This is a genomic window from Hirschia sp. (assembly GCF_058892565.1).
In genome coordinates, this window is the sequence record NZ_JBZXVU010000019.1 from 159576 (window position 1) to 184694 (window position 25119).

21 protein-coding genes and 1 tRNA gene are annotated in these 25119 nt (G+C 43.8%); 4 read left to right on the top strand and 18 right to left on the bottom strand.

The genetic code is table 11. The features are described from left to right. Positions 1–246: 246 nt before the first annotated feature. From AC5EF3_RS08215 to AC5EF3_RS08225, 3 genes are all read left to right on the top strand, one after another. Positions 247–1494 (top strand): type III PLP-dependent enzyme, encoded by a 1248-nt coding sequence (locus AC5EF3_RS08215; protein ID WP_493547686.1) that lies wholly within the window; start codon positions 247–249, stop codon positions 1492–1494. Between the two features lie 35 nt (positions 1495–1529). After that, the gene (locus AC5EF3_RS08220) at positions 1530–2138 is read left to right on the top strand and encodes an SET domain-containing protein-lysine N-methyltransferase (protein ID WP_493547687.1); all 609 of its coding nucleotides are present in this window, start codon (positions 1530–1532) and stop codon (positions 2136–2138) included. A 296-nt stretch (positions 2139–2434) separates the two neighbouring features. Further along, positions 2435–3487, top strand: coding sequence for an acyltransferase family protein (locus AC5EF3_RS08225; protein ID WP_493547688.1), 1053 nt, complete (start codon positions 2435–2437; stop codon positions 3485–3487). A 19-nt stretch (positions 3488–3506) separates the two neighbouring features. On the opposite strand, the gene dinB is transcribed toward AC5EF3_RS08225, so the two are convergent. The 3 genes from dinB to AC5EF3_RS08240 all read right to left on the bottom strand — a co-directional run bounded on the left by dinB (position 3507) and on the right by AC5EF3_RS08240 (position 9003). Next, a complete protein-coding gene (gene dinB, locus AC5EF3_RS08230; RefSeq protein WP_493547689.1) occupies positions 3507–4589 on the bottom strand; it encodes a DNA polymerase IV in 1083 nt (360 codons plus the stop codon). A 97-nt stretch (positions 4590–4686) separates the two neighbouring features. Next, complete coding sequence (locus AC5EF3_RS08235) at positions 4687–6177, bottom strand: M20 family peptidase (protein ID WP_493547690.1); 1491 nt, start codon at positions 6175–6177, stop codon at positions 4687–4689. Between the two features lie 168 nt (positions 6178–6345). Next, the gene (locus tag AC5EF3_RS08240) at positions 6346–9003 is read right to left on the bottom strand and encodes a TonB-dependent receptor (protein ID WP_493547691.1); all 2658 of its coding nucleotides are present in this window, start codon (positions 9001–9003) and stop codon (positions 6346–6348) included. A gap of 200 nt (positions 9004–9203) precedes the next feature. On the opposite strand from AC5EF3_RS08240, the gene AC5EF3_RS08245 reads away from it, so the two are divergent. Continuing rightward, positions 9204–10268 carry a helix-turn-helix domain-containing protein gene (locus AC5EF3_RS08245; protein ID WP_015827304.1) on the top strand — a complete coding sequence of 355 codons (1065 nt, stop codon included), beginning with the start codon at positions 9204–9206 and terminating at the stop codon, positions 10266–10268. A gap of 185 nt (positions 10269–10453) precedes the next feature. On the opposite strand, the gene AC5EF3_RS08250 is transcribed toward AC5EF3_RS08245, so the two are convergent. From AC5EF3_RS08250 to AC5EF3_RS08320, 15 genes are all read right to left on the bottom strand, one after another. After that, positions 10454–10530, bottom strand: a tRNA-Asp gene (locus tag AC5EF3_RS08250). A gap of 109 nt (positions 10531–10639) precedes the next feature. Then, entirely contained in the window at positions 10640–11140 is a 501-nt protein-coding gene (locus AC5EF3_RS08255; protein ID WP_493547692.1) for a hypothetical protein, read from the bottom strand. 29 nt (positions 11141–11169) lie between these two features. Continuing rightward, positions 11170–11928: a type II secretion system protein N gene (gspN, locus tag AC5EF3_RS08260; RefSeq protein ID WP_493547693.1), complete on the bottom strand. Its 759-nt coding sequence runs from the start codon at positions 11926–11928 to the stop codon at positions 11170–11172. Between the two features lie 5 nt (positions 11929–11933). Continuing rightward, positions 11934–12407 (bottom strand): type II secretion system protein M, encoded by a 474-nt coding sequence (locus tag AC5EF3_RS08265; protein WP_493547694.1) that lies wholly within the window; start codon positions 12405–12407, stop codon positions 11934–11936. Next, positions 12407–13570: a type II secretion system protein GspL gene (gspL, locus tag AC5EF3_RS08270; protein WP_493547695.1), complete on the bottom strand. Its 1164-nt coding sequence runs from the start codon at positions 13568–13570 to the stop codon at positions 12407–12409. Before gspL ends, AC5EF3_RS08265 begins: the two co-directional genes overlap by 1 nt. Then, a complete protein-coding gene (gene gspK, locus AC5EF3_RS08275) occupies positions 13570–14595 on the bottom strand; it encodes a type II secretion system minor pseudopilin GspK (protein ID WP_493547696.1) in 1026 nt (341 codons plus the stop codon). Before gspK ends, gspL begins: the two co-directional genes overlap by 1 nt. Before the next feature lies 1 nt (position 14596). Next, a complete protein-coding gene (gspJ, locus tag AC5EF3_RS08280) occupies positions 14597–15211 on the bottom strand; it encodes a type II secretion system minor pseudopilin GspJ (RefSeq protein WP_493547714.1) in 615 nt (204 codons plus the stop codon). Beyond that, entirely contained in the window at positions 15211–15633 is a 423-nt protein-coding gene (gene gspI / locus AC5EF3_RS08285; protein WP_493547697.1) for a type II secretion system minor pseudopilin GspI, read from the bottom strand. Before gspI ends, gspJ begins: the two co-directional genes overlap by 1 nt. Next, complete coding sequence (locus tag AC5EF3_RS08290; RefSeq protein WP_493547698.1) at positions 15630–16169, bottom strand: GspH/FimT family pseudopilin; 540 nt, start codon at positions 16167–16169, stop codon at positions 15630–15632. The genes gspI and AC5EF3_RS08290 overlap by 4 nt, the downstream gene beginning before the upstream one ends. Continuing rightward, positions 16157–16633 carry a type II secretion system major pseudopilin GspG gene (gene gspG, locus AC5EF3_RS08295; RefSeq protein WP_159098049.1) on the bottom strand — a complete coding sequence of 159 codons (477 nt, stop codon included), beginning with the start codon at positions 16631–16633 and terminating at the stop codon, positions 16157–16159. The genes AC5EF3_RS08290 and gspG overlap by 13 nt, the downstream gene beginning before the upstream one ends. Positions 16634–16656: 23 nt before the next feature. Next, positions 16657–17862, bottom strand: a complete 1206-nt coding sequence (gene gspF, locus AC5EF3_RS08300) for a type II secretion system inner membrane protein GspF (protein ID WP_493547699.1) — start codon at positions 17860–17862, stop codon at positions 16657–16659. Continuing rightward, positions 17849–19348 (bottom strand): type II secretion system ATPase GspE, encoded by a 1500-nt coding sequence (gene gspE / locus AC5EF3_RS08305; protein ID WP_493547700.1) that lies wholly within the window; start codon positions 19346–19348, stop codon positions 17849–17851. The genes gspF and gspE overlap by 14 nt, the downstream gene beginning before the upstream one ends. Positions 19349–19373: 25 nt before the next feature. Next, positions 19374–21356, bottom strand: coding sequence for a type II secretion system secretin GspD (gspD, locus tag AC5EF3_RS08310; RefSeq protein ID WP_493547701.1), 1983 nt, complete (start codon positions 21354–21356; stop codon positions 19374–19376). A 24-nt stretch (positions 21357–21380) separates the two neighbouring features. Then, entirely contained in the window at positions 21381–22322 is a 942-nt protein-coding gene (locus AC5EF3_RS08315) for a type II secretion system protein N (protein WP_493547702.1), read from the bottom strand. A gap of 196 nt (positions 22323–22518) precedes the next feature. Next, positions 22519–25104 carry a TonB-dependent receptor domain-containing protein gene (locus AC5EF3_RS08320; protein ID WP_493547703.1) on the bottom strand — a complete coding sequence of 862 codons (2586 nt, stop codon included), beginning with the start codon at positions 25102–25104 and terminating at the stop codon, positions 22519–22521. Between the last annotated feature and the right edge of the window lie 15 nt (positions 25105–25119).

The following is a 25119-nucleotide window of genomic DNA, read 5'->3' on the forward strand; positions in this document are numbered from 1 at the left end:
GGCGTTAGTCGTATCCAAACCAAATTTGTCAGCATTTACTTTTATTGCTGCATTACAAAATCAAACACTTTACATGACGATTTTTTGCGCTATATGGAAATTTACCAAAGATCGACCCAGAGACGATGAGTAAGCAAGGAGATCAGCGGTTCGTAAAGTTACGAGTTTCTCGTTTTTTGTGGATTTAGCTAGTGCTTACAATTTTCATCTTCGCATCACTTGATGCTCTCTCTGCGGAGGTCGCTTATGCCCGTTCCCCAGACCGTTAGCAAACCAAGTGACACGCCTGATAAGTCATTTATTGACGCAAAAACTGTGTCTAAACAAACTGGTACTAACCCTGCCCTAGGTCTTGGAACTATCCAGACATCGACAAGTCGCGCATTGCAAAACTTCATTGCTGCTTATGATGGACCGACACCTCATCTTGTTGTTGAGCTGGACGTGGTTGAACGCAATTATAAAGCGCTTAAAACTGCATTGCCGCGGGCTAATCATCATTATGCGATCAAAGCGAATCCTCACCCTGATCTGCTTAAACGTTTGAACAAATTAGGATGTTATTTTGAATGTGCTAGCATTCAAGAAATCGACATGTGTCTTGCCGCTGGCGCGCAAGCAAAAGATATTCTTTACGGAAATCCGCTAAAAAAAGCGAGCGAAATCAAAGCTGCATATGAACGCGGCATTGAGCAATACGTTTTTGATGCAGCATTAGAATTAGACAAAATCATCACGCATGCACCGGGTTCAAAAGTGATTTGCCGGATCACGACCGATGGATCAGGTGCAGTTTCTCCTTTGTCTATCAAGTTTGGATGCCCTCCTGAAAAGGCCGTTGATTGGCTTTTAAAAGGTAATTCTAGTGGTTTGATTGCGCACGGAATTTCATTTCACACAGGCTCTCAACAGCTAAACCCTGCTTCTTGGAATGCGCCAATACGCGCGGCTGCTGAAGTGTTTGAGGCATTACGCAAGCAAGGCGTAGACACAATGAAAGTGCTCGATGTTGGTGGCGGTTTCCCGACAAACTATCGTAAAACTGTGCCGCCAATCACGACTTTCTGTGATGCTATTGCGCATTATGTCGCTAAGTATTTCAAAGCGAATGCGCCGCTTATTTACACTGAGCCAGGTCGCTATTTGCCAGCTGATGCAGGCTTCATTTTGGCAGAAGTGGTTTTGGTCGCCCCTAGCCATACCAATCCTGATATTCGTTGGGTCTATCTTGATATTGGCCGCTATGGCGGATTGGTAGAAACGCAAATTGATTACCCTGTCTATACACACCATGAAGGCGAAGTGGGTCCTGTGATTCTGGCAGGTCAGACATGTGATTCTAATGATGTGATCTACGCTGAAGAATTTCGCTATCATTTGCCCAAAGCACTTACCCCCGGGGACCGCGTGATCCTCGCCCATACCGGTGTTTACACCACCACTTACTCAACCACGCTCAATGGTTTTCCAAACCTGACTTCCCAATGCATATAATTGCTCAATGCATCCTATTTGAAGGATTAAACTCGATGCATACAATATATCCTGAGACTTTTATCAAAGCGCACTGCCCAACTCATTTGGACAAAAGCAAACTTCCTACTCCAAAAGACATCGTGAAGAAAACCACACAGGAATTTGGTGTTGGTATATTTGCTGTTCGCGCTTTCAAACGCGGTGAAGTGATTGGAAGCTTTGTGGCTGAAGAAACAGATCAATTGCTACAACACTCATTGCAACGTGCACCCAATGACAATTTGCACGACCCCTATTTTATAGGAATGTTGCTTCACAGCTGTGATCCAAATGTTGTGCTAGATATGCATGATCAGAAAGTATTCTGTGTGCGTGATATTGAAGTCGGTGAGCCATTATTCATGGATTACGCCTCCACAGAAGATGTATTGTTTAATCAGTTTGCCTGTATGTGTGGATCTTCAAACTGTCGTCATTGGGTTACTGGTCGCGCCGAACTTGTCAGTGCTGATGGGCTTGCCCACATACACAATATGACTCATTCAAATGTGATAGCCATAGAAACACATGAGGACTTTGTCCATGCCGATGAACTTGAGGAAGTAGCGGTATATGGGCCGGCTCAACTTAAACAAAACGTCTTCGATGCCAGACATATTTAGATTTCAATAGTCAAGTTTGAAAGCCGAAATCACCAAGGCATTCAACTAACAATTAAGAAGCTTTTCCACGCGACAGAGCCGAATGGTTTCTGTCGCGTTTGGGCTTTTACGCAATATTTGGTTTACGGGCATTGAATTTGCACTATTGAACAGGAAACGAAAATTCACACTCGATAAAAGTTACTTGTTCAATGTCTGCTGTCTCTTCAAAAAACAATCAAAAATTTGCAGTTCCAAGTTTAACAAAAGAGACATCGCAATCTATAAAAATAGCCCGCGTTTTATGCATATTTTTCATGATATATGTGCACGTAAACCCTGGCGTAGCTGCGTTCGCTTCATCTACAGAAGCCGTTCGTTTTTTTGATGAATTCAGATTTTTTCTCGTAAATTCAGTTGGCAGAGCTTCGGTTGCACTTCTTTCAATCATTTCGGGGTTTCTGGTTGTTTTCAGCCTCAGGAAAGCTGAGATACTTAAATTTGTCTCGCAGAAATTTTCTTCCCTGATAATTCCACTCATTTTTTGGAATGCCTGCTTTCTCTTCATCGTTTTTGTAATCGATAAATACCTGCAAGCTGGTTATTTGGAGCAATCACTCGGAGAGACTTTTAGCCTTTTAAAGCTAGGCGAGTATCTCATGGGAATAACGCAAGCACCTGTAAATATTTCACTTTCATTCCTGAGAGATATTTTTGTATGTGCGCTCTTCGCCCCAATACTTGTCATCCTCTACCAGAAATTCGTACCCGCATTCATCGGTGTTGTTGCCGTATTATACGTTTTAGGTAGCTTCACTACTCTTTTGATCACACCCAATATTTTATTGTTTTATGCGATAGGCATGTTCTTGTGTTTACGTGGCCAAATTCCTAAAATTCCACTTTATCTAGAGGTTTTATCTGGGGCGTTATTGGCCGGCATAAGTCTATTTATACTTGGAGATTCTCTAGATGTAGCGCGCGAAATTTCTGAAAGAACAATAGACTTAGAAAAGAGAATTGAACTTGCTTTCCTATTGATCAGGTTTCCAGCCGCTATCGCTTTTTGGGGGCTTTCGATCCGCATATCCAAACTAAAGATTTCTCATTATATCTTAAAACTGGAACAATTTATCTTTATCATCTTTTGTTCCCACGTTTTAATCCTGACAATATGCTGGGGTGCGTGGCAAAAGTTGCTGGGAGGGTATTACGATCCCGCCTATCCTGTGTTTTTCCTACTTGGTCCAATATTAGTTGCAATAATTGTTGTGCCTATTGCAATCGTTCTCAACAAATTGCTACCGCCAGTTTTTGCACTGATAAATGGTGGTCGCACCTTACCACCAACACGCCAAAGTAGATTTTAATCCTGTAAAATGCAGTGATTTAAAAAGGAAACGAAAGTTGGTTGTTCACAGTATCAGAACCACTCTCAATCAATCCTGTCAGCGTTAAACCTAACAGTCTGATCGGTTTGATCGGCCTTGGAAGGTGCCCCAACAGTAATTGGGCTGACACCTCCAAATGTTCGATTTCGGTGATGGAATGCTCTAAAGTATGAGATCGTGTAATCTGTTTGAAATCAGAAAATTTCACCTTCAACACAATTGTATGTCCAACTGCATTGGCACGCTCAATACGTTCCCATAACAGGGTGATCAGTTTTTCTGTTTCAGTGAGAATTTCTTCTTTTTCAAAGAGGTCTTTTGAATAAGTGCGCTCAACACCCACTGATTTTCGTATTCTATTGGGCTGAACAATTCTATCATCCTTCCCACGTGCCGCAGCATAATAGTAATCCGCGCTATTCCCAAAATTCTGCCTTAGCCATGATAAATCTGCTTTTTTTAAATCAGCACCTGTAAGAATCCCAAGACGTTCCATTTTCTTTGCCGTGACTGGACCCACACCGTAAAAACGACGAATGGGTAAACCAGCCACAAATTGCTCTCCGCTCTTTGGGGGTATCACACATTGTCCATTGGGTTTGTTTTCATCGGATGCAAGTTTGGCAATAAACTTATTGTATGAAACCCCAGCTGAGGCTGTCAGCCCTGTCTCTTTTAATATATCGGCACGTATTTCCATCGCTATTTGCGTGGCCGACTCAATGCCCTTTAAATTATCCGTCACATCCAAATAAGCTTCATCTAAAGATAGAGGCTCGATCAAGTGCGTGTATTGAGCAAAAATATTTCGTATTTGGTTGGATACAGATTTGTAGACATCAAATCTTGGTGGCACAAAAATCAGATCAGGACATCGTTTTTTAGCAGCAACAGAGGCCATCGCAGACCGCACGCCATATTCACGCGCTTCATAACTCGCCGCAGCCACCACACCGCGCGCTTCGCCACCACCGACAGCGACTGGCTTTCCTCGCAGTGTCGGGTCATCCCTTTGTTCAACGGATGCAAAGAATGCATCCATGTCAATATGTATGATTTTGCGCGAATATTGCTCAGACACGTTTTAATCTCGTGACATCAAAACAAAATATTATTTGAATAATATCAGACATTTATCTTCACTTTTTCTTCGCGCTATAGCTGCCATTACCAACAGCTTATTCTGGGCTATCCATAGCAAGAATAAGCTGGCTAAAGCCTTCAATCATCAAGTTGAAATTTTTTATAGACAATCTTTCATTAGTTCCATGTATGCCATCAATGTCATGCACAGAATAATCAACGGGCGTGAAGCGATACACATTATTTGAGATTTGGCTGGCAAAGGCTGCGTCTGTACCGGCTAGGACCAGTGCAGGCACAGGACGTGCGTTATCGCCCGTTTTATTTGCCAATGCCGCTAATAATGCAAACGGCCGATTATCCGTGGGCGAAATAGGTGAAGGTTCGCGGAAAATCCCTTTATTTCTTGCTTGAATACTCACCCCTTCAATTCCACCAATAACATTCTCGACATGCTCTATAACATCACCCGAAGAATCTTCAGGGTGAATTCTAAAATTGACTGTTGCAGTGGATTTTTGCGGCAGCACATTCTCTTTAACCGAACCAGTAAGCATGGTGGGAGCAGTCGTTGTTCTGATCATTGCATTCATGGATGCTGTTTCACCAAATTGTGCATTCACTAATCCGCCTGTGATCCACGTATTGGCTAAAACAAACCGCTTCATGAAGGACATTTCAGGGGCTACAGCTTGGAAAAAATCAGACACTTGCTTAGAATTTAAGTGTGATGGCATTTGCGTTTTTTCTAGTGCTAATAACGCTTTAGCCAGCTGGATATTAGCAGAGTTTTTGGGTGGCAAGGACGAGTGGCCGCCAGCTGATTCAGACGCCAGATCTATCGTCATATAGCCTTTCTCTGCTATCCCGATCAGGCCTAGCGGAGCATCAAATCCAGCCATATCATTAAGAACAAAAAAGCCTTCATCAACCACCATTTCAGGACTGATTCCGCGCTCGCTCAATAAGCCAACACCGGCCTCGGCACCCGTTCCTGCGACTTCTTCATCATGTCCAAATAATAAAATCAGTGTTCGATTAGGCTGAAAATTAGACTTTATCAGCGCTTCAACTGTTTCCATAATTCCAATAATGGATGCTTTATCGTCTTGTGTGCCTCGCCCGTATATATACCCATCTGCGACATCACCAGAAAAAGGTGGACGATCCCAGTCGCTTAAAGTGGCGTCGTCAACAGGAACGACATCCTGATGTGCCATTAACATAAGCGGATCAAGAGATTCATCTCGGCCTTGCCATGTGTACAATAGGCTATAATCAGCCACGTATTCACGCTGTAGGTTTTGGTGCACTAACGGATATTCAGTTTCCAGAAAGGTGTGAAATTCCAACCATGGCTGAGCCGCTTCTAGCGTTGCCGGATCACCTCGATTGATCGTTATGGTTTGAAAACGCACAGATTCTTGTAAACGCCTGATTGCTTCGGGCTCGTTATAGGACACTGGCGCAGGAAGTTCTACGAGAGCCATCTCTTCACTAGTTCCGTAGGAGAAGGTTCGGATCAGCATTATCGCAATAATCAAAACAAGCGTGATGATAAATCCATAAATCACTTTGAAAAGCATGCGTCATTCCTCCTGTAAGGCCGTTGTTTTAAATAAGTTTCATTCGAATAAAACGGACATTCATTACACACAAAAGCACCCCATAAAGAATGTCACCTTCTTCAAAAAAATGGCAACCACCCCGCAAAGGATGATTGCCACCAATTTTACGACTAATCGTTCAAACCATTACCAACGTTTGCGAAGTGTAATCCCGTATGTTGCTGGCGCATTTGGATATCCATTTACTGAACCAGCTTGCGCTGTTGTCGGGAAAGCAGATTGAGAGAATTCATGGTTGGTGATGTTACGTCCCCAGAAACTCGCTTCAAATCCATTATCCATACTGAATCCCAGTGATGCATTTAGCAATTTCACTTCTCGGCTCATAAGGTCAGCCGATACATTGTCCACAATTTGGATTTCATCTTCATATTGATAGTCTGCGCGGATGAAACCCATTATGCCTTGTGAAATCTCCTCTTCAAACAATGCTGAGAATGAAAGAGACGTTGTGTGGATACCAGCTGGCTGTTCACCAGACAGATCTGTCGGACCACCAATTCCCGGAGCATTCTGGAAGTCTACATATTCTGGATTTTGCACTAATCCAGAAAATCCAAGCGTCAATTGATCAATCGGCATGTAAGTCGCGTCAATTTCAATACCTTGTGTGGTTTGCTCACCCGCATTTGCCAACACGAACCCAGTTCCTTGGAAGATTGTAGATTGGAAACCTTCAATCGTCTGGTCAAAGAGTGCGATGTTCACCGTACCTCGGTCAAAGACTGCTTTTGCGCCGATTTCAAAAATTTCAACTTCTTCAGGAGACGCAAACCGTGTACCCGCACCGCGATTGTTCGGAATTAGGCCAGCATTGCCTAGAGCAGCTGCATTCGCAGCTGTATATGAGCTATCACGAGTTAAGTTCCATGATGTCGCTTTAAACCCTGTTCCATAGCTTGCATACACATTGATATTGTCCGTCGCATCATAAGCTGCACGCACAGTGTAGGAAAGCTTGCTATCGCTAGAGGTACCATCTTCAAATGCGTTTGGAAGTGCAACAAATCCCGGTAGGAATTGAAGCGGTGCCAGACCGCCCGCAATAGATGGTGCGAGTGATGTTCTTAAATTCGCTGCAACGCCCTGCTCAGTTGCAGGTGTATTTGCCTGTATAGCTGCAAATTGAGCCGCCGCGACAGGATCACCTCCCACTAACGCAGCTTGCCATGCACCTATATTTGCCGGTGTCGCATCTTGCCCAACCACTGCTCCAAACAAGGTTCCAAACACAAGATCATCAAATTGGGCAGGGACTAAGCCGCCTGTTAATTCAGGAAGATCTAGTGCACGGAAAACATCCGGCGTAACGACTGCAGGGTTTGTGAATAAAGCATTGAAATCAATTGATGAGAATAGGTCGTTATTGACAGCAGAAGCAGTTACTTCTTTCTCATCATTCACATAACCCAGCCCTGCCGTCAAAGTCAGTTTATTGGTTGCATACCAGTCAACTTGACCAAAAATGTTATAACTCTGGTTTTCTTGTGTGAAGGTTTCAAAAGTTCCCGTTCCGGGCTCATGAAATTGAGCACCGCCAAGCAATGGTTCAATGGAAGAAATCAATCCACCTGCAAGAGCATCAGCATAAGCAGCAAATCCGGGCCCGTAAGTTACATTGCTATTTTTATCGAGCGACTCGTCATAGTAAAAACCACCAACAAGCCAATCTAATTTTTCAGATCCACCAGCAAGACGCAGCTCTTGCGTAAATGTGTCTATTTCCCATTCATTTATATTGCTACCGATGAGAGGCGCACTGGTAAAGTCGACATCACCATCACTTGCTGATTCTTGATTACGTACAGAGGAAATAGACGTTAGAGTTGCCCATCCTAAATCCCAATCAGCTTGAGCTGAGACGCCTGAGTTCTCAACCTTACTCCGAGGCGTAATGTCCACAAACGTCTCATAACCATATGGGTTTGTTGGGATTTCACCGCCTAAAGCTTCTATAACTGCGCTAGTGGGACCGTTTACATAATTTGGTGTGTAACAACAAATTTCGTCGATCTTGTCGTAATCTGCGATCAAACGAATCGACAAATCATCATTTGGTTCAAACAATAACTGCCCTCGCACCATATTGCGGTCGCGGTTGTTTAAGTCTTCTCCAGTGGCAAGATTATTCACATAGCCATCGCGCGTGTTTACAGATCCTGCAAGCGAAAACGCCAGACTTTCACTTATAGGGCCTGATACATAAGCTTTAGCGATTGCTTGGTTATAATTTCCGTAAGTCCCTTCAATTTTACCTTCCCAATCAAAGGCAGGTTTTTTAGTCACAAGGCTAACAACACCTGCGGAAGCATTTTTACCAAAAAGTGTTGATTGAGGTCCACGTAATACTTCAACACGTTCTACATCTGGAAAGTCACCAAGACTGCCTGCAGACCTTGTGCGGAAAACACCATCAATAAAGACAGCAACTGACGGCTCAATTCCAACATTGTTACCGCCGTTTCCAAATCCACGGATACTAAATGTTGTGTTTGCTGCACGCTCCAGCTGACCAACGCGTAAAGAAGGAACGATAGACTGAAGATCCATAACATCGACAATCTGCGCCTTTAGCATTTCTTCACTATCAACAACAGATACAGCAATAGGTACATCTTGCAATGTCTGTTCACGCTTTGTTGCCGTTACGACAACTGTACCCAAAACATTCTTACTTTCCTGTACATTTTCTTCAGGGGCACTTGTTGTTTCTTGCGCGATTGCCGCCTGTGAAGACAATGCCATCGCCATAACTGAAGCAGACGCAATTATTGATTTACGCATTTTTATTTCCTCCATTATTCGAAACACGTGCCTTGGCCGGTCTCGTAATTATTTTTATGAATCAAGCATAAACGTGGAAAATATTACCAGTCTTATCATTGTAAGGCGAATTATTTATCACCTCTTGCAATTACCCGTAGTTGTGACAGTTTTATCACTATACACAGGCCAGTTTTTAGATTGGGTTGGACAGCAAAATAATGTTTCATACACCTGATACGACTTCTAAAAATCCCGCAGATTTGTTTCAAACCCTGACGAAACAGGGAATCGGAACAAATTGGGGTAATTTCAATGAAACGGTAAGCCGTTCTCTTGGCGACATTGGAGCGACACGGGAGTTTCATTGCGATTATATGCATGGAAATTCTAAGGTTTTTCAACCAATGCAAGGTGTAACCATCACCATGCAAACAATCGTCGTCACAGACCCCAAAGAGACAATAAAGCTGACTTTATATCCGTCTGACAAACTCTATATAAATGTCGTTCTTGAAGGTGAATTCAACCTGCTCACAGATAAAACCGCTGCGACGATTAAAAAAGGATCTTACCTACTTTATCGCCAAACAAGAGAATCACACTGCGACATCCAGATAGATCCAGCTAGGCCTCTGTCTTTAGTTTATCTCGCTTTTTCTCCTGAGTGTTTAGAATCGATTGCTCAAGTATTAAAAACACCTGTCCCGAAAGTTATCAGAGCATCGGAAATGCTAAAATTATGGGGCAAAGAGACGCCAATAGTCGGCACAAACACAGCCCTCCTGAGGTTTGCAAAATCTTTGGCTGAGACATCGGATTATGATAAATTGTGGCCTGTTTTTCTAAAGAGTAAGATTTCCGAACTTTTTTGTATCCTAACGGCATTTGATTCTCTCATCAGCGAAACACTGGTAGCACCGTCCCAAATCTCCAGTTTGAATAGAATTAGCAAAGTGTTGAATCTATTTTTAGAAGATCACCTTCAAATCCCTTCATCCTCGGCAATTGTAAAATCGCTAGGGTTGGAGAAACAGATATTAGACAAGGATTTTGAAGATGTTTATGGATTAAACTTCCCAGATTATTGCAATGTCATCAAATTCCAGATGGTATATAGGCGCCTGTTAAGGTCAAACATCTCAATAACAGCATTAGCTTATTGGGCAGGTTACAGCCACACAGCAAATTTCTCACGTGCATTTCAAAAACACTTTGGTGTTAGCCCTCGCACGGCAAGACTTTCCGCTAAAGATACTCGACATGTTTTCGATAAAGAAGACTAAATGTTTGCTAAGGACTGAGACACTCGCATAAAGATGCCCATCTTCGAGATTGGCATTGGCGATGCATTAAAGCCGATAGTTCAGAACAATAAGCGATTAAAAGTCAGAATTATTATTTTGATTTTTTAGGATGTTATTTGCGATAATCATTCTCCTCTCCAAGTCCGCAAACTTAGAGAGGAGAATGGCGCGAGAGACGGGGTTCGAACCCGCGACCTCCGCCGTGACAGGGCGGCACTCTAACCAGCTGAGCTACTCCCGCGCATCGCCCAAACTTTGAAATATCATTGTTTGGAGCGCTGTGTTTAGTCTTTAACGCCCCTAACCGTCAAGCACTTATTTTTCTGAAAAGTGCTTTTTTTCAAATTATTTTATTGCCCCTCACAAGAAGTCGCTCCACCAACAGGAATTACCATTTTCCAACCATCTGTGCTGTTTAAACGAATTGATGCTTTTGTAATTTGTGAACCTCCTTCACTAGGAGATGCTTCGTTAATCGTCACTTTCATCTCGACATTGTTAAGCGGCGACTGAAAAACTTGTTCAGTATAGTGAAGATCCACCACATCACCTTCTGTTTTAGTTCTGATCAAAATAGTTTCTTCGCCATTTAAAATCACTTTCGCAGTCCCCTTGGCCGCTTCAGCGAAAAACACAAACCTTGGTTCCGGTCTGGAAGCAAAAAGGAACAAACCACAATCACCGATATCCAAAGTTTGCCTTGGCAATTCCCCTAATTCGTAGAACTCATCAAAATCATTTTCGACTTGGGTTTGAGCAGCTGGTTCTATTTTTTTTGAAGCCGTGGAAGCACACCCCCCAACCAACACCAAGAAACTCATCAATCCTATTTTGGCTATTGATTTACGCATATTGAAATTCCTTCCCAAACAGGTGGTATTTATGGTGTTTGTGATTCAACAGAAGACAAAGAATAGTAAAATTCATCCGGAGCAGCCTGCCCTTTAAACCCATAGCTAATCAGAGCATTTGAAAGTCTCGGATTTTGGGTTTTGACGCTAGCTTCAACATCATATGTGTTGTCGCTTCGCAAAACGGCTTTCGCTGAAATTTCATCTAGTCCAGTTTGATTTTGCAGAGTAAGTTCATAATCATCTCCGACACAAACAATACGGCCATCCATCGCCGGTCCATCCCATGCCCAAGAGCGCCCAACGACGGTTAAAAGATCAGTTTTCAAACCGCCTGCAGCTTCTATGCAATTTCCTGCAGCACCAATTTTCAAATTAGAGATGGATAGGTTCAAAGTCGACGGTGATCGTCTCAACTGCGCATCGAGATGTTTAAATGTATTGAGTTGAATTCTCGCAAACGCGTCTTTTATTTCTAATTCTCGGTTCAGCCCTGTAACAATCAGGCCTTTTCCATTACCAGCGGCACCGACAAACTCAAAAGACGCTGCCGGTTTCAACTGCAGCAAGCTTATTGCGTTCAGGTTTAAATTGACTTGCCCTATTGCCTCACCGCCAACATGGACATCCGACAGGCTACCACGCCAAATTGTTCCGACAGCCCGATCAAATTGAATCCCGTTAGATTGTAATCCAATCGCCTGTGTCACAACACGCAAAGGCAGATAAGCCAGCAAAGCGATGACTAAGGCTACCACAAAAAAAGAAAAACCAGAAAGCAAGCGCATGCCTGTTAATTCCCCCGACTAACGAATACATTAGCATTCACTGTCACTGTATCCTTATTCATTCGGATGGATGCTTTATTGACGGAAATGCCATGATTGATTTCAAGGTCAGTCAGCCAAGCATAAAGTGACTGAGGATCAATTTCTTCAATCCATAATGTCAGATCACCATTTGATGTTGGTTCAATTCGGCTGATATCAATACCAAATACAGCAGAACTATCGGATACGACCCCTTGCACAGGTCCAGCTGACACCGCGTTTACCTGCCGAGGACTATTTTCATACACACGTAATGTTTGAACCACTTCTGAATGCGAAGAAGCTTGTGATAAATACCGTTTTGAAGCACGGTCGCGAAATTCAACCGAAGGCCCAAAAATAAATTGAAACAATACGATAGTCAGGGTCAAAACAAGACAAATGCTTAGTAATAATCTTTCCCTCGGCTCTCTCGCAGCCCACCAGTTCTTTATCATTACAATGTCACCGTAATTTCTCCGGCGCGCCGGTTTCCTATTTGCCTAGAACCACCTTCACGGAACGTGCCACCCAAATTCTCAATTATTTCTCTAAATTGCGTGAGCTGTTCATAATCTTCATAGACAATACTTGCCTGAATTTCTCTGCGCCGCGCATCATATCTCAATGCATCTAAGCTAATACCATCGACATCATTAATGCCCGTAGAGATCAGCCCTGATAATTGCAAAAAGGCTGATGCTTCACCATTGCCAGAGGTCAGCGTCTTTAACTGTGCCTTCGGGTTTACGATTCGCTTCACATCAGGAAAAACACGTTTGACATCTGCTTCTATGGTCGCTTGCAGGGCTTTTGCTTCCCGATTAAATGCAATACCTTCAACGAAATTAAACGCTGCCATCGCAAGTATCGCAGCGGCGGCCAAACCAACCGGCAAACGCCACTCTTTTAAATCGAGTTTCCCACCCGAATTGCGCGCTTCAAACTGTCCTTGCTGAAGTGAGAATTTTTCTTTGACAGCCTGCACTGCCAAAACATCGAACGGGTCTACGCCGCCTTCTGAAAAATCACGATAGGATAATTGATCAAATTCCGCGATATTATCATTCTGACTAACGCCCGAAGCGATTATTTTATCCAACAAATTTGAGTCAAAACCAGCATCAAAACAGGCACCCCAGTGCCCGTATCGAAAAACGCTTCTATCCCCCAGATTCGCGCAACTTATTCTCACGTCTTCAATTGGTAGACAAAAATAATCAGGAATAATTTTCGTAGCAACAAGCCCTGCCCGCTTCACGGTATCAGACCAATACACCATTTTCTCATTGGTAATCACACTTAATGTGTAGCGTTTCGTACCCGCATCCCCATATGCAATACTAACATGCTGATCCTCTATTTCTGCGCTCACATTATCTTCGATAGCAAAGGGAGCAATAGAGCGTAATTGCGCGTTACTTTTAGCGGAGAGTACCGTCCTAAATGACGCAATTTCCTGTCCCTTTAAGACAAGGATAAATTTATCATGTTTGACACTAGATAAATCCTCAAACGCAGATTCTCCACGCGTATGTATTGTTCCTGTTTCAGACACAACACGCCAATCACAGCTCTGACCAGGGTCTTTTTTTGCAAATGCGACAAGACAATTACCCATCAGAAACTTCCATATCTACGTGAAATGACCGTGATGTCCCCGCCCTGGGATATTTGCAAGATAGAATGCAAACTAATCATGGTTTGATAATAGCTAATTTGCGCATTCAATTCAAAAAAATCAGAAGCAAGCGCATAATACTGTCTTTGTTCTATTGGCATGGCATCTTCTCCAAATACAGACAAAGAAAAAAATTCATCTAAACTGGAAAAACCACTGACAGGCCTTTCAGCGAGAATGTTATTAAACGCCACCTCATCAAACTGTTTTCCCAAATAACCAAGAACAAGTGGCAAATCTTGAGTTGTCAGTGTGTTCACATTCAACTTGGTCAAATTCAAGCTAGGTCGCACACACAACCATGGCCGTAATTTTTCAACCATATCGGGCTCAAACCCTTTAATCACCTTCAGTTCGCTAACATCTGCCAATAAGGTTGAACCCGTTCTATAAGGAATTGCAGATATCGCATAATCAGCATCTTCAGCGCCCCCATATCTGGGCGTGGAGTCAGTATCTATCCAATCGACCACACTGTTTGCCAAAGCAATAGCTTCTGCATTTGATATGCCTGTGTATTCAAGAAGATTGGCGAATTTCTCAATTGATACCTCATCAGCAATCAAGGTCTCATTGTCTTCAGTCTTCACAAGCGCATTCAAATTGAAGCAATTTGCTCCGTCTTTGACCTGACCTTTTATTGTTCCCCCATCAATTGGGAAAAACAACGGTTTTTGTGTCCATCCGTCCAGTTCTGGATAGCGAGCATTATCTTGTCCTGAATTTGCTTTTCGGGCAGCTTCAATTGTGGACATGGCCAGCTGTTCTGCTCCCAGCGCATACAGTCTAGCTTGCTCTCTCTGGCTGAGGTTACTCGTAAGTTTCATTGAAAAACGTAGGTTTTCTATGACGGCAAGCGCTGTGATAGACATAACCGATACAATGAGAAGAGCCGTTATTAATGCAGCCCCACTCTGATCTAAATGCACGTCCTTGATCGTGTTCTGAATACTCTTCTTAAGCATGTTAATACCCCGCCGGAGTATAAAACAGCATACGGACAGGACCGTATCGGGCTGAATGCAAGGTCAAGCCGACAGCAGCGGGAGCCGGTATTGCATTGGATGCAGACATTTGCCCAATCCATTTATCTGTCCACAATAAGCCATCATAAAACTCAATCTGCGCAGAAGCGAGATTGGTCAATAATTCTCTTTCTAAAATCGGCGTATCGGTTGCAGCATCCACTCTAGACCTTGTTCTTCTGCTAAGAACGCCATTTTCAAAGCGATATTCAACATGCTGCAATGATGAGGAAACGGCGGTCAAACCAGGCATTTCATTTCCGTTTCGCACAAAACTCATCAGCGAGACATTATCAAGGTCTGCTCCACCGACAAAAACACTTTCAGCTTTAAAGCCAAATTCGTCTCTTGCAGTTCTTGAAACGATTTGCGCAAGGTCATTTTTGATAATTGCTCTTGCTTGCTCAATATCTTGAACTTCTTCAAGAACATATTCGAGCGTTTCTTTTGATGAAAGCGTATCATCAAGCATAACAAGCCCCATCACAGATAAAACACCCATGATAAAGGTCGCTACCATCACCTCAATAAGTGTAAAACCTGCCTCATCCGTCATCACAAAGACTTCCGTTTAAAGGCAAATAAGACAGTCTCTATATTTTCGGAATCAAGCTCATCTGGCTCATACACTCTTGTTTCGATTTTTATCTGCTGCAGCAAAGGATTGGGCGTTGTCGATATTGTTTTGCGCCAAGTCCATTCGCGCCCGCCAAGTGCTATTCGTCCGCTGGACTCTCCATTTTCCAAAGGCTCTCTTTGAATCAAGGTCATAGTCATTTCATTGTCAGCCACGATTGATGCCAGCATACGGCGCTCAATAGCTGCAGCACCGCGACTATTTTCTGAAGACACGTGAATTAAACCAATAGCAGCAATCGCAAAAATGCTTAGAGCGGCCAACACTTCAATTAAAGTGAAACCATCATCGTTTTGCTTGTTCAGCAAACCTTGTTTAGAAAGCGATACAGGCAACGTCATCTAATCACCCGTTCTGCCACAGGTATAAAGATCAATTGCCCGCTTGCATTCAACTTGTGCACTGAATCAAAATCAGCGGCGGATATTTCTATTTCAGCAGGTGTAGCTTCCCCAGTCGGAAAAAACACTAAAGGCGGTTGAGCTTGAACATCTTGATCTTCAGTGAATTTTCTCTCGGTCTCCATACCTAATAGAGTTACGCGCACGGTCAGATCTTTGGTCTCTTTGCTCTTTTCCAAAGCGCGTGATGTACCATTCAAAGCAACCCAATCGCCGCCATGATAGCGTTCAAATAAATTCATGCCCTCAACATGGGTCCAGCTTACAGCTTCCCCGCTTGCTATCGCTTCACGCGACAATGAAGCAATTGCCAAGGTCAACTGCTCAGCCTCAACACGGCTATCGGTCTGGCGCTCAGGCATAGACATAACAACAACACCGGACATCAGCCCGATGATAAAAATAACGACAAGCAATTCGACAAGCGTAAAACCAAACTCACCTTCGTTTTTGTGAAGAGGATTTAGTTGGTCCAATTTCCAATATCCGCATCAAGTTCTTCACCGCCCAGTTGCCCATCAGCTCCTAGTGAATAGATGTCGATTTCGCCATGTTCGCCGGGGTAAACATACTGATACGCATTATTCCAAGGATCCAATGGTAGACGTTTGATAAAACCACCTTTGGGATATAGCGCCGGATTGGATAAATCATCCGGTGCAGTAACCAACGCCTCAAGCCCCTGCTCTGTCGTTGGATAATCGATTAATTGCAGCCGGTAGCGGTCTAAACTGCTTTCAAGAGCGGCTATATCTACTTGAGCCTTTTTAACGCGAGATGTATCTACATTGCCCATCACGTTTACAAGCACGACTGTTGCAAGCAATCCCATGATGAAAACAACAACCATCAACTCAACAAGTGTGAACCCTTCCTCACCTGTCTCTACTGGAGACTTGTAATCCTCATCGATACGCTTGTTTGCATCTTGTTTTATCATCACTATCACCTTCTCCATGCCAGCTATATCAATGCGCCGGAATTCAATTGTAATATCGGCAGCATAATCGCCAATATTATTAACATCACCAAACCACCCATCACGACGGTAATCAGTGGCTCTAATAGTCCCAGCGCAACACCGGATGTTTTTTCAAAATCCCGCTCAAGATATTCGGCGCCCTTATCAAACATAGCACCAAGATCACCACTTGCTTCACCACCAGCCGCCATATGCGTCACAAGCGGTGGGAAAGCACCAGTACGGGCCATTGACTGGCTCAGCGAACCACCTTCACGAACATCTTCAATAACTTTCTCGACTGCATCGCGCAAAATCAGATTAGGCGTGGTTTCTCGAGACGCTCTAAGACAATCAAGAACAGGTGCCCCCGATGATGCAAGTGTCGCAAAAGTTCTAGCAAACCTTGCTGCGGCAACACTTCTGACAACTTCGCCAATAATCGGAAGCCCAAGCACGAGACTATCCAAGCGCCGTTTAACAGCATCAACTTTACTCATATGACCCAGAACAAACACACCAATTGCTAAGGCACCAAACAGAACCAACCCATAAGCTTGCAAAAATTCTGAAATATTCACCATGATTTGCGTCAAAAGCGGAAGCTTTTGGCCCATAGTATCAAATTGCTCAACAACACGAGGAACCACAAAAACAAGAAGCGCAACCACAACCATCAATGCGACGACCGCAACAACCATCGGATAAATGAGCGCAGACACGACTTTACCGCGCATCTCCTCGCTTTTTTCCTGATAATCAGCCAACCTTGCCATAACAGCGTCTAATGCACCCGCACTTTCACCTGCCGCGACTATCGAGGTATATAGCGGCGGAAAGGCGCTGCTTTGACTCGACATAGCATCAGATAAAGGCTGACCTTCAACCACATTGGACCTGACATCCGCTAAAACTGAACGCACCGCATTTTTTCTGGATGTATCACCCACAGCCGCCAACGCTTCTTCAACTGGCGTGCCCGACGAAATCAACATAGCTAATTGTCTTGTTAGTAATACATTGTCTTTAATAGATAATTTTTGGCCGCGCGTTTCTTTTTTGGCTTTAGCTTTGCTCGTTTCCACATTAACAGGCGTTAAACCTTGCCTGCGCAACTCTCTTCGAGCTGATTTCAATGTATCTGCTGAAATAACGCCTTTTTGCTTTTTTCCGTGAGCGTCAAGCGCCTGATATTCAAACGCCGCCATCAGAGTCTCTCGCTTGTCTTACCACACGCAGGACTTCTTCAGATGAAGTCAGGCCATTACGAACATGCTCAACTCCGCATGCTTGCAAAGTTGTGGAATTTGAAAAAGCATAATTTTCAATATCTTGTTCACGCGCATTGTCGTGGACCATGCTCCTCAACTTGGCGTCCATCTCGATTATTTCATAAATTCCTAGGCGCCCTTCATACCCCTGATCATTACAATGCTCACAGCCTTTGGGGTGATACAAAACATCAACTTGATTGCGCGACAAACCAAGCAATTCTAGTTCAGCATCTTCTGGCTTGTATGGAACACGGCAATGAGAACAGAGCCGTCGCACCAAACGCTGAGCGACAACGGCAGTTAGGGTTGAAGACAGCAAAAATGGTTCAACCCCCATATCCCGCAATCGTGTCACGGCAGCGGCAGCAGAATTAGTGTGCACAGTGGACAACACCAAATGCCCCGTCAAACTTGCTTGAACCGCGATTTGGGCTGTCTCACCATCGCGGATCTCACCAATCATCACAATGTCTGGGTCTTGTCGAAGTATCGCACGCAAACCGGCAGCAAACGTCATCCCGACCTTTGTGTTGACTTGCGTCTGACCAACACCGTCCAACCCGTATTCAATCGGGTCTTCAACCGTCAAAATATTGCGGGACTGATCATTTAACAGCGTTAAAGCTGCATACAATGTGGTCGTTTTACCCGATCCCGTTGGACCGGTAACCAGCACAATTCCATTTGGCTGTTTTAGAGCTTTCTTTAAAGTATTGAGCATTGCCTCAGGCATGCCCAAGTCTTCCACATCCAGACGCGCAGACTCTTTATCTAGCAACCGCATAACCACGCGTTCGCCATATCTTGCAGGCAATGTAGAAACCCGAACATCGATGGGACGTCCGCCCAAAGACAGAGAAACGCGCCCGTCCTGAGGAACTCTTTTTTCTGCAATATCAAGACGCGCCATAACTTTGATACGAGACACCAGCAGAGGCGCAACGCGGCGTGATGGTGTGAGAACTTCTCTCATCACCCCATCGACGCGCAAACGCACAGACAATCGATCTTCAAAGGGCTCAATATGTATATCAGACGCTTTGGTACGTACCGCTTCGGCGATTAGTCCATTGATGAGCCTGATAACAGGGGCGTCATCAGAAGTGTCCAGCAAATCGGCGTTTTCAATCAAACCAGCGGCAAGACTATCTAAATCACCTCTTTCATCCAATGCATCATCTATGTCGGATGAATTAATACCATCACTTGAGTAGATTTCAGATAAATAGCGATCAAATTTTCTACGGTCTAATTCTACGATTGTGAGAGGCTGATCAGCGATGCGGCGGGCTTCAAGAATCGCTAAGGGGTCAGCATCTTTACGCATGCCCATGCACGCAGTTTCACCATCAAGATAAAGGACTAATCCTTTTTCTTTTGCAAAACTATAATTCAACCGCTTTTCGGCGAAAACACTCACACGCTAACCTCTACTCAACAAAACACTATTCTTCGGTATCGACCCCTAATACCTCTTTCATAAACACATCTAAACCTGCGCGTTCACTGCGAGACGCTGACATTTGTTCTTGGCGAATATATCTATATTTTTGATCCGTGGCGCGCCGCATGGTTTCAGCATCACGTACAATAGTTGGTTTCAAAAACACCATCAAATTTGTACGTTTTTTTGTCGTTCCTTCCGAAGAAAACAGCCGCCCAACCCCTGGAATGTCCCCCAACAAAGGTACTTTGGAAATGTTTAGTGTTTCTTCTTCTTGGATCAAACCACCAAGCACGACAATCTCACCATCATCAGCCAAAATCGTGGTGTTAATCTCGCGATTATTGGTAATGAAATCTGTGCCGTCTATTGAGTCAAATATAGATGAAACTTCTTGGCGTAAGTTCAGTTTAATACTGTCGCCTTCACCAATTTGAGGTTCAACCTCCAACGTCACCCCAAGCGGTTTACGTTCAACCGTCCTGAATGGATTGGAATTGTTCGTTCCCAAGGCTTCACCCGTCGTGATCGGGACTTCCTGACCAACTGTGATTGAAGCTTTTTCATTATCCATCGTCAAAAGGTGAGGCGTAGAAAGAACATTAGATGTAATGTCAGAGTCGACCGCATTTATAATCGCTCCAAATATTGTTCCATCTGATGATTGCCCACCAATTCCAAGCAAACCACCTGCACTGCCTAATAATGAGCTGATAGCAGCGCTACGAAGTGATGAAACCGTTTCCTCACCAACAGTGTCTGAATCCAGAGCAAGTGCCCCAGCCAGAGACAAAACATTCGTTGTTGATCTTGTGAAATTCGTTGCCGCAAATGGAGTTGCGGAGCTACCTGAACCTGACAGTACAAACTCAAGCCCTAATTCACGCGCTGCATTGTCAGATAACTCAACAATAATCGCCTCAACAAGTACTTGTGAGCGGCGTTGATCAAGCTCTTCAACCACTCTCTCCAATTGGCGCAGCACCATAGGGGACGCACTCACAACCAGAGAATTTGTGGGTTCATAAATGGCAATTTTTGGAACGCTCGACGCGTTGGCACCAGGTCTGGCTTGTTCAGCTAATCTCTGCCCCATCACTTCAAGAATAGGTGCTATATCTTTTGCTTCGGAATGCTTCAAAGATAGAACTTTTAAAGATGCATCATCTTCCCTATTGGCGACATCAAGGTTTCGCACAATCTCATGGACTTCAGCGACGTCTTTTATATCACCTTTAACGATCAAAGAGTTATTGCTCTCTACCGCAGTTGCCGTGACCTTAAAGCCAGCTGAACCACGTCCCGTACTCTTCATACTATTGACAGTATTTGCCATTTCTGTGGCCGACATATTTGTCAGCGCTATCGTCAAGGTTTCAGATTGATCTTCATCTATCTGCGCAACGACTTTGCGAACCCTTGAGATATTGGCTGCATAATCGACGACAATCAGCGTATTTGACTCACCACTTGCAGTCAGTTGCCCCTGCGGGTTAGTGATGGGTTTAATCATTTTAGCTGCTTCAGTCGCGTCAAAATTACGCAAACGAATAACTGCCGTTTCAAATTGATCACCACCTACAGATGGACGCGCTAAACCAGCCTCCGCAGACGCTGATTGTTCGGGCACAATTTTATAAACACCGCCACGTGAGGGAATGGCTGTAAATCCATGTACTCTCAAAGTAGAGAGAAAAACCTGAAACACTTCTCTATTCGTCAATGGTGTCTGAGAGGAAACACTTACGCGCCCTCTCACACTTGGATGCACAACAAATGTATGACCAGTGATCGCTGATACATCATCTATCAATACAGATATATCGACATCTTTGAGATTCATGACGTGAACGCTGGTTCCATCCGCGCGCACGCTGGTTTCACCTAATTCATCGGCGATCGCTTGCTGACCCATTGGCGCAATAAATCCCCCAAGCATGGCCAAAGCTGCGCCATGTAGAACCTTATTTCTTTTTGAAACCATAATCCCTACTCACCCGCTTCAACGTTAATCTAGCACGTTGATTGTCAGCCTCACTGGTTGCCCATTTCGAATAATATGTATGACCACTTGAGAAGACTTCCCTAAGGAATCCAATAAAGCCTCATAATCGGTCGTTTCGTCCAAACTGAAATCATCTATTGCTTTAACAATATCTCTCGCCTGTAAGCCAGATTGAGAAAAAATCTGACTATTCAAAGGAGAAACAGATACACCATTCACACCATCAAACACGACCGGCTCAAACCGAGCCCAGTTCATAAGATTTTCTATATCTGATCGCGCCATACTGGCGTCTATGAACTGAGTATCAACGACAATTGGTAAAGACGTTTCAGTCTGTTCGTCTGAGTTCGTTTTTAAAATCTCTGCTCGATCAGGTGTAGACCTCACAACGCTTTTATTTTCCACAGCCAGAGATTTTATGCCGATATTCTCATCATGAAAGTTTGATAAGCGCTCTACGCGGCCGGCACGCGATAGCAAAACGCCATCCAGATATATGCTTTTGACTGTTACGTCCTGAAGACCCGATACCGCATCACCTACGAAATAGCGTTTCTGAATATCTTTTCCGGTAGAAATAAACGCGACGCCGCTACCCTGCCCATCTGCGCGCACACCGTTAAGCGTTATATCTAACTCAGTTTCAGGCGCATCTGGGTGATCTTCCAATATCAAGTCTATATTTTCTTCACCTTGCACAGTTTTAAAGGGAGTCACACGCGACAACATGCTCACATCAATAGCACTTATATTATTGCGACCAAGTTGCGCAGGTGAGAGGCTTGGCATTGCTACCCCTCCATGAATACCCGCCAAAATGAGCCAGAAAAAACGCGCACATACAAAGGCTATTGCGATGATCGAAAAAGCAACCAACAAAAAGCGAACCACACGCAGAATCAGCGGAGACACCATTTCGAGATTGGAAACGCTAAATGACATACACTGTAACCTTTTGACCTCTGCTATGTCTAAAGCAAAGACCGAACTTGAATATTGGACAATCAATTCTCCAATAAATGAAATCTATTCGTGAAGAAACACTCTTCTACTTAATAGTCTATCTAAAAAAGTAGCTACAAGACACTAATATCCTGTAGCTACTCAAAGTTAAGTCTCTAATAAACTTAGAATACCACTAGAACTTAGCAGTTACGCTTGCGGAAATACTTGTTCCACGATCGTAAGTGTAGAAATCAGTTTCACCTACATCACCTTCACTGACTTGAAACTCTTTGTGTTCCTCATCAAGAAGATTTCTAGCGCTCAAGCTGAATGTAAAGTCACGTCCCACGATTTCTACATCATGTTTGTAAACAAGATCCAACTGAATGCCCGGGTCTTCAACGATATCAGGAACTGTGTTTCCTGCGTTGCTTAGACCACGTTGCAGAATACGTTCGTCTACCCAACCAGCAAGCAAAGTAAGTTGGTCATTTGGACCTTCCCAACCAAATTGCAAGTTCAAGATGTGCTCTGGTGTACCCTGTAGTTTGGCACCATCCAAAGCAAAGTTTGAAGCTGAAACAACTGTACGAGAAATCGGGTCATACAATGTTTCGCCAGCTTCAGCCTGAACCTCTGATTGTGTGTATGTATAGTTCGATGAGAACATCCAATTGCGATCAGCAAACCACTGACCAGGAATTGGCATGTCAAACTGCGTGCGATATTCTAATTCACCACCCAATAACTCAGCCTTTGGTGAGTTAATAAATGTTGTTTCAAACACAAATGTCGATGTTGAAAATTGAACTTCTTCAATAGGGTTTAGGATCTCTTTATAGAAACCAGCAATCGACACAAATTGGTTGCGACCGAAATAATATTCCAATCTCGCATCATAGTTGGTCAACTCACTGTCGATCAAACCATCACTACCACGATATACGCGATCTGTATCTGGATCAGTATAACTTGCACGTGCCAATTCACGGAATTGAGGACGCGCAATTGTTTGAGAGTATCCCAAACGTAGCTGCAAATCATCCGCGAAGTTCCAGTTGATCAATGCACTTGGAAGCAAGTATTCATTTTCCAAGTTCACATCACCCGTACCCGGGTTGCCGAAACGGTCGAATGTACCAACAGTTTGCTCGGCTTCTTCGTAACGTACACCCAGTGTTGTTTGGATGAAGTTAGTCAAATCAACTTCAGCTTCAACATAAGCAGCCGAAACATCTAAAGAAGCTTTGTATGAGTCAGTTGTTGATGGAAGTTCTTGCAGAACAAAGCGTGCGTTATTGATATTGTCAGGTGAGAACAAATAGTCAGTTCTTGCTTCTTCAACATCGTCTGGCAAAGAGTTACCACCGGCAAAGCGGAAACCGTAAAATTCATAATCACGTTCAGTGGAAGAGTAATCAAAACCACCAGACAATTGCATTTGACGATCGCCGTCAAAATCAACAGTGTAAATTAGGTCACTTCCAAAGCTTCCAAGTTCATCTTGAAGGTATGAAAAATTAATGGAATTTGCATTTGCCAATGAATATCTTGGCACACCATCATCACCATAAAGACGACGAACTGATCTTTCATATGGTGCATCACGAGATGATTCAGAAAGAGCCCCTCTCCAATTGAATTGGAAATTGTCTATTTCGTGCTCACCACGCAATTGGAAGAAAGTAAGCTCGCGCTCATACCAACCCGTAGATTCATCAAAAACAATACCAGTACCCGGCGCGTTAAAGTCACTTCCAGTATCTATTTGCGCTTCTTTAGTTGTCGAGTGAACATAGAACAAAGTTGCGGCAACTTGGCTCATATCCCAATCAAACGTCAAAGATCCAAGTGCATTTGTCGTGACATCCATGGCTGTTTCAAGCGTGTTGATCTCTGAACCTAGCACACCACCTTGCACGAATTGGCGCGTAATATCTTTCGTTGTCCATTCCTGATCATAGCCAGCAACACCAACGAAACCAATACCTACTGAACCTAACTCATAATTACGCCCAAGAGAGATTGAACCTTCATAATTTGGTCCAAGCTTTCCGTTTTGAATAACGCTTAAAGGAGAGTTTACAAGGCTCTCACCAACCGTTTCTATTTCAGCATCGCTAAATTCTTCAAGACGCTGATCAGAGCTCAATACTGTCTGAAGAGCAGAAGGGATTTCGCGCAATCCATCATCATATCCGGTCCAATCAGAGTCACTACCACTTACGAAATACCCTTTTTCAGCAGTCGTAACAGTATCACCACTCACACCAAATTTTAGTGTGGTGAAGTTTTCAGAAGGACGAGAAATTGTCTTTAGATTGATTAGACCACCACCAAATTCACCCGGCGCAGAAACAGAGAATGTCTTCTCTACAGAAGCACCTTCAAGAATGTTTGATGGAAACAAGTCCAAAGGAACAGTTCTTCTCAAAGGCTCAGGACTTGGCAATTGAGAACCGTTCAACATCGAAGCAGAGTACCGGTCACCAAGACCACGAACAAAAGCAAACTTATCAGAAACAATACTCAAACCACTCAAGCGTGTAAGAGCTAGAGCCGCGTTTGAATCACCAGTCCGAGCAAGATCATCGGCAGAAAGAAAAGTTGCAACTTGAGATGTTTCACGCTGTGGATCAGGTATAAATTCACCACGGATTACAATCGTATCCTGACGCGCGGTATCTACGTCATTTGCTTCTTGGGCTGAAACAGCTGGAACAGCTAGCACAGCCAAGGAAGTCGTCAATAAAAGTCGACATGTATATTTTGATAACATTGGAGGTGAAACCTT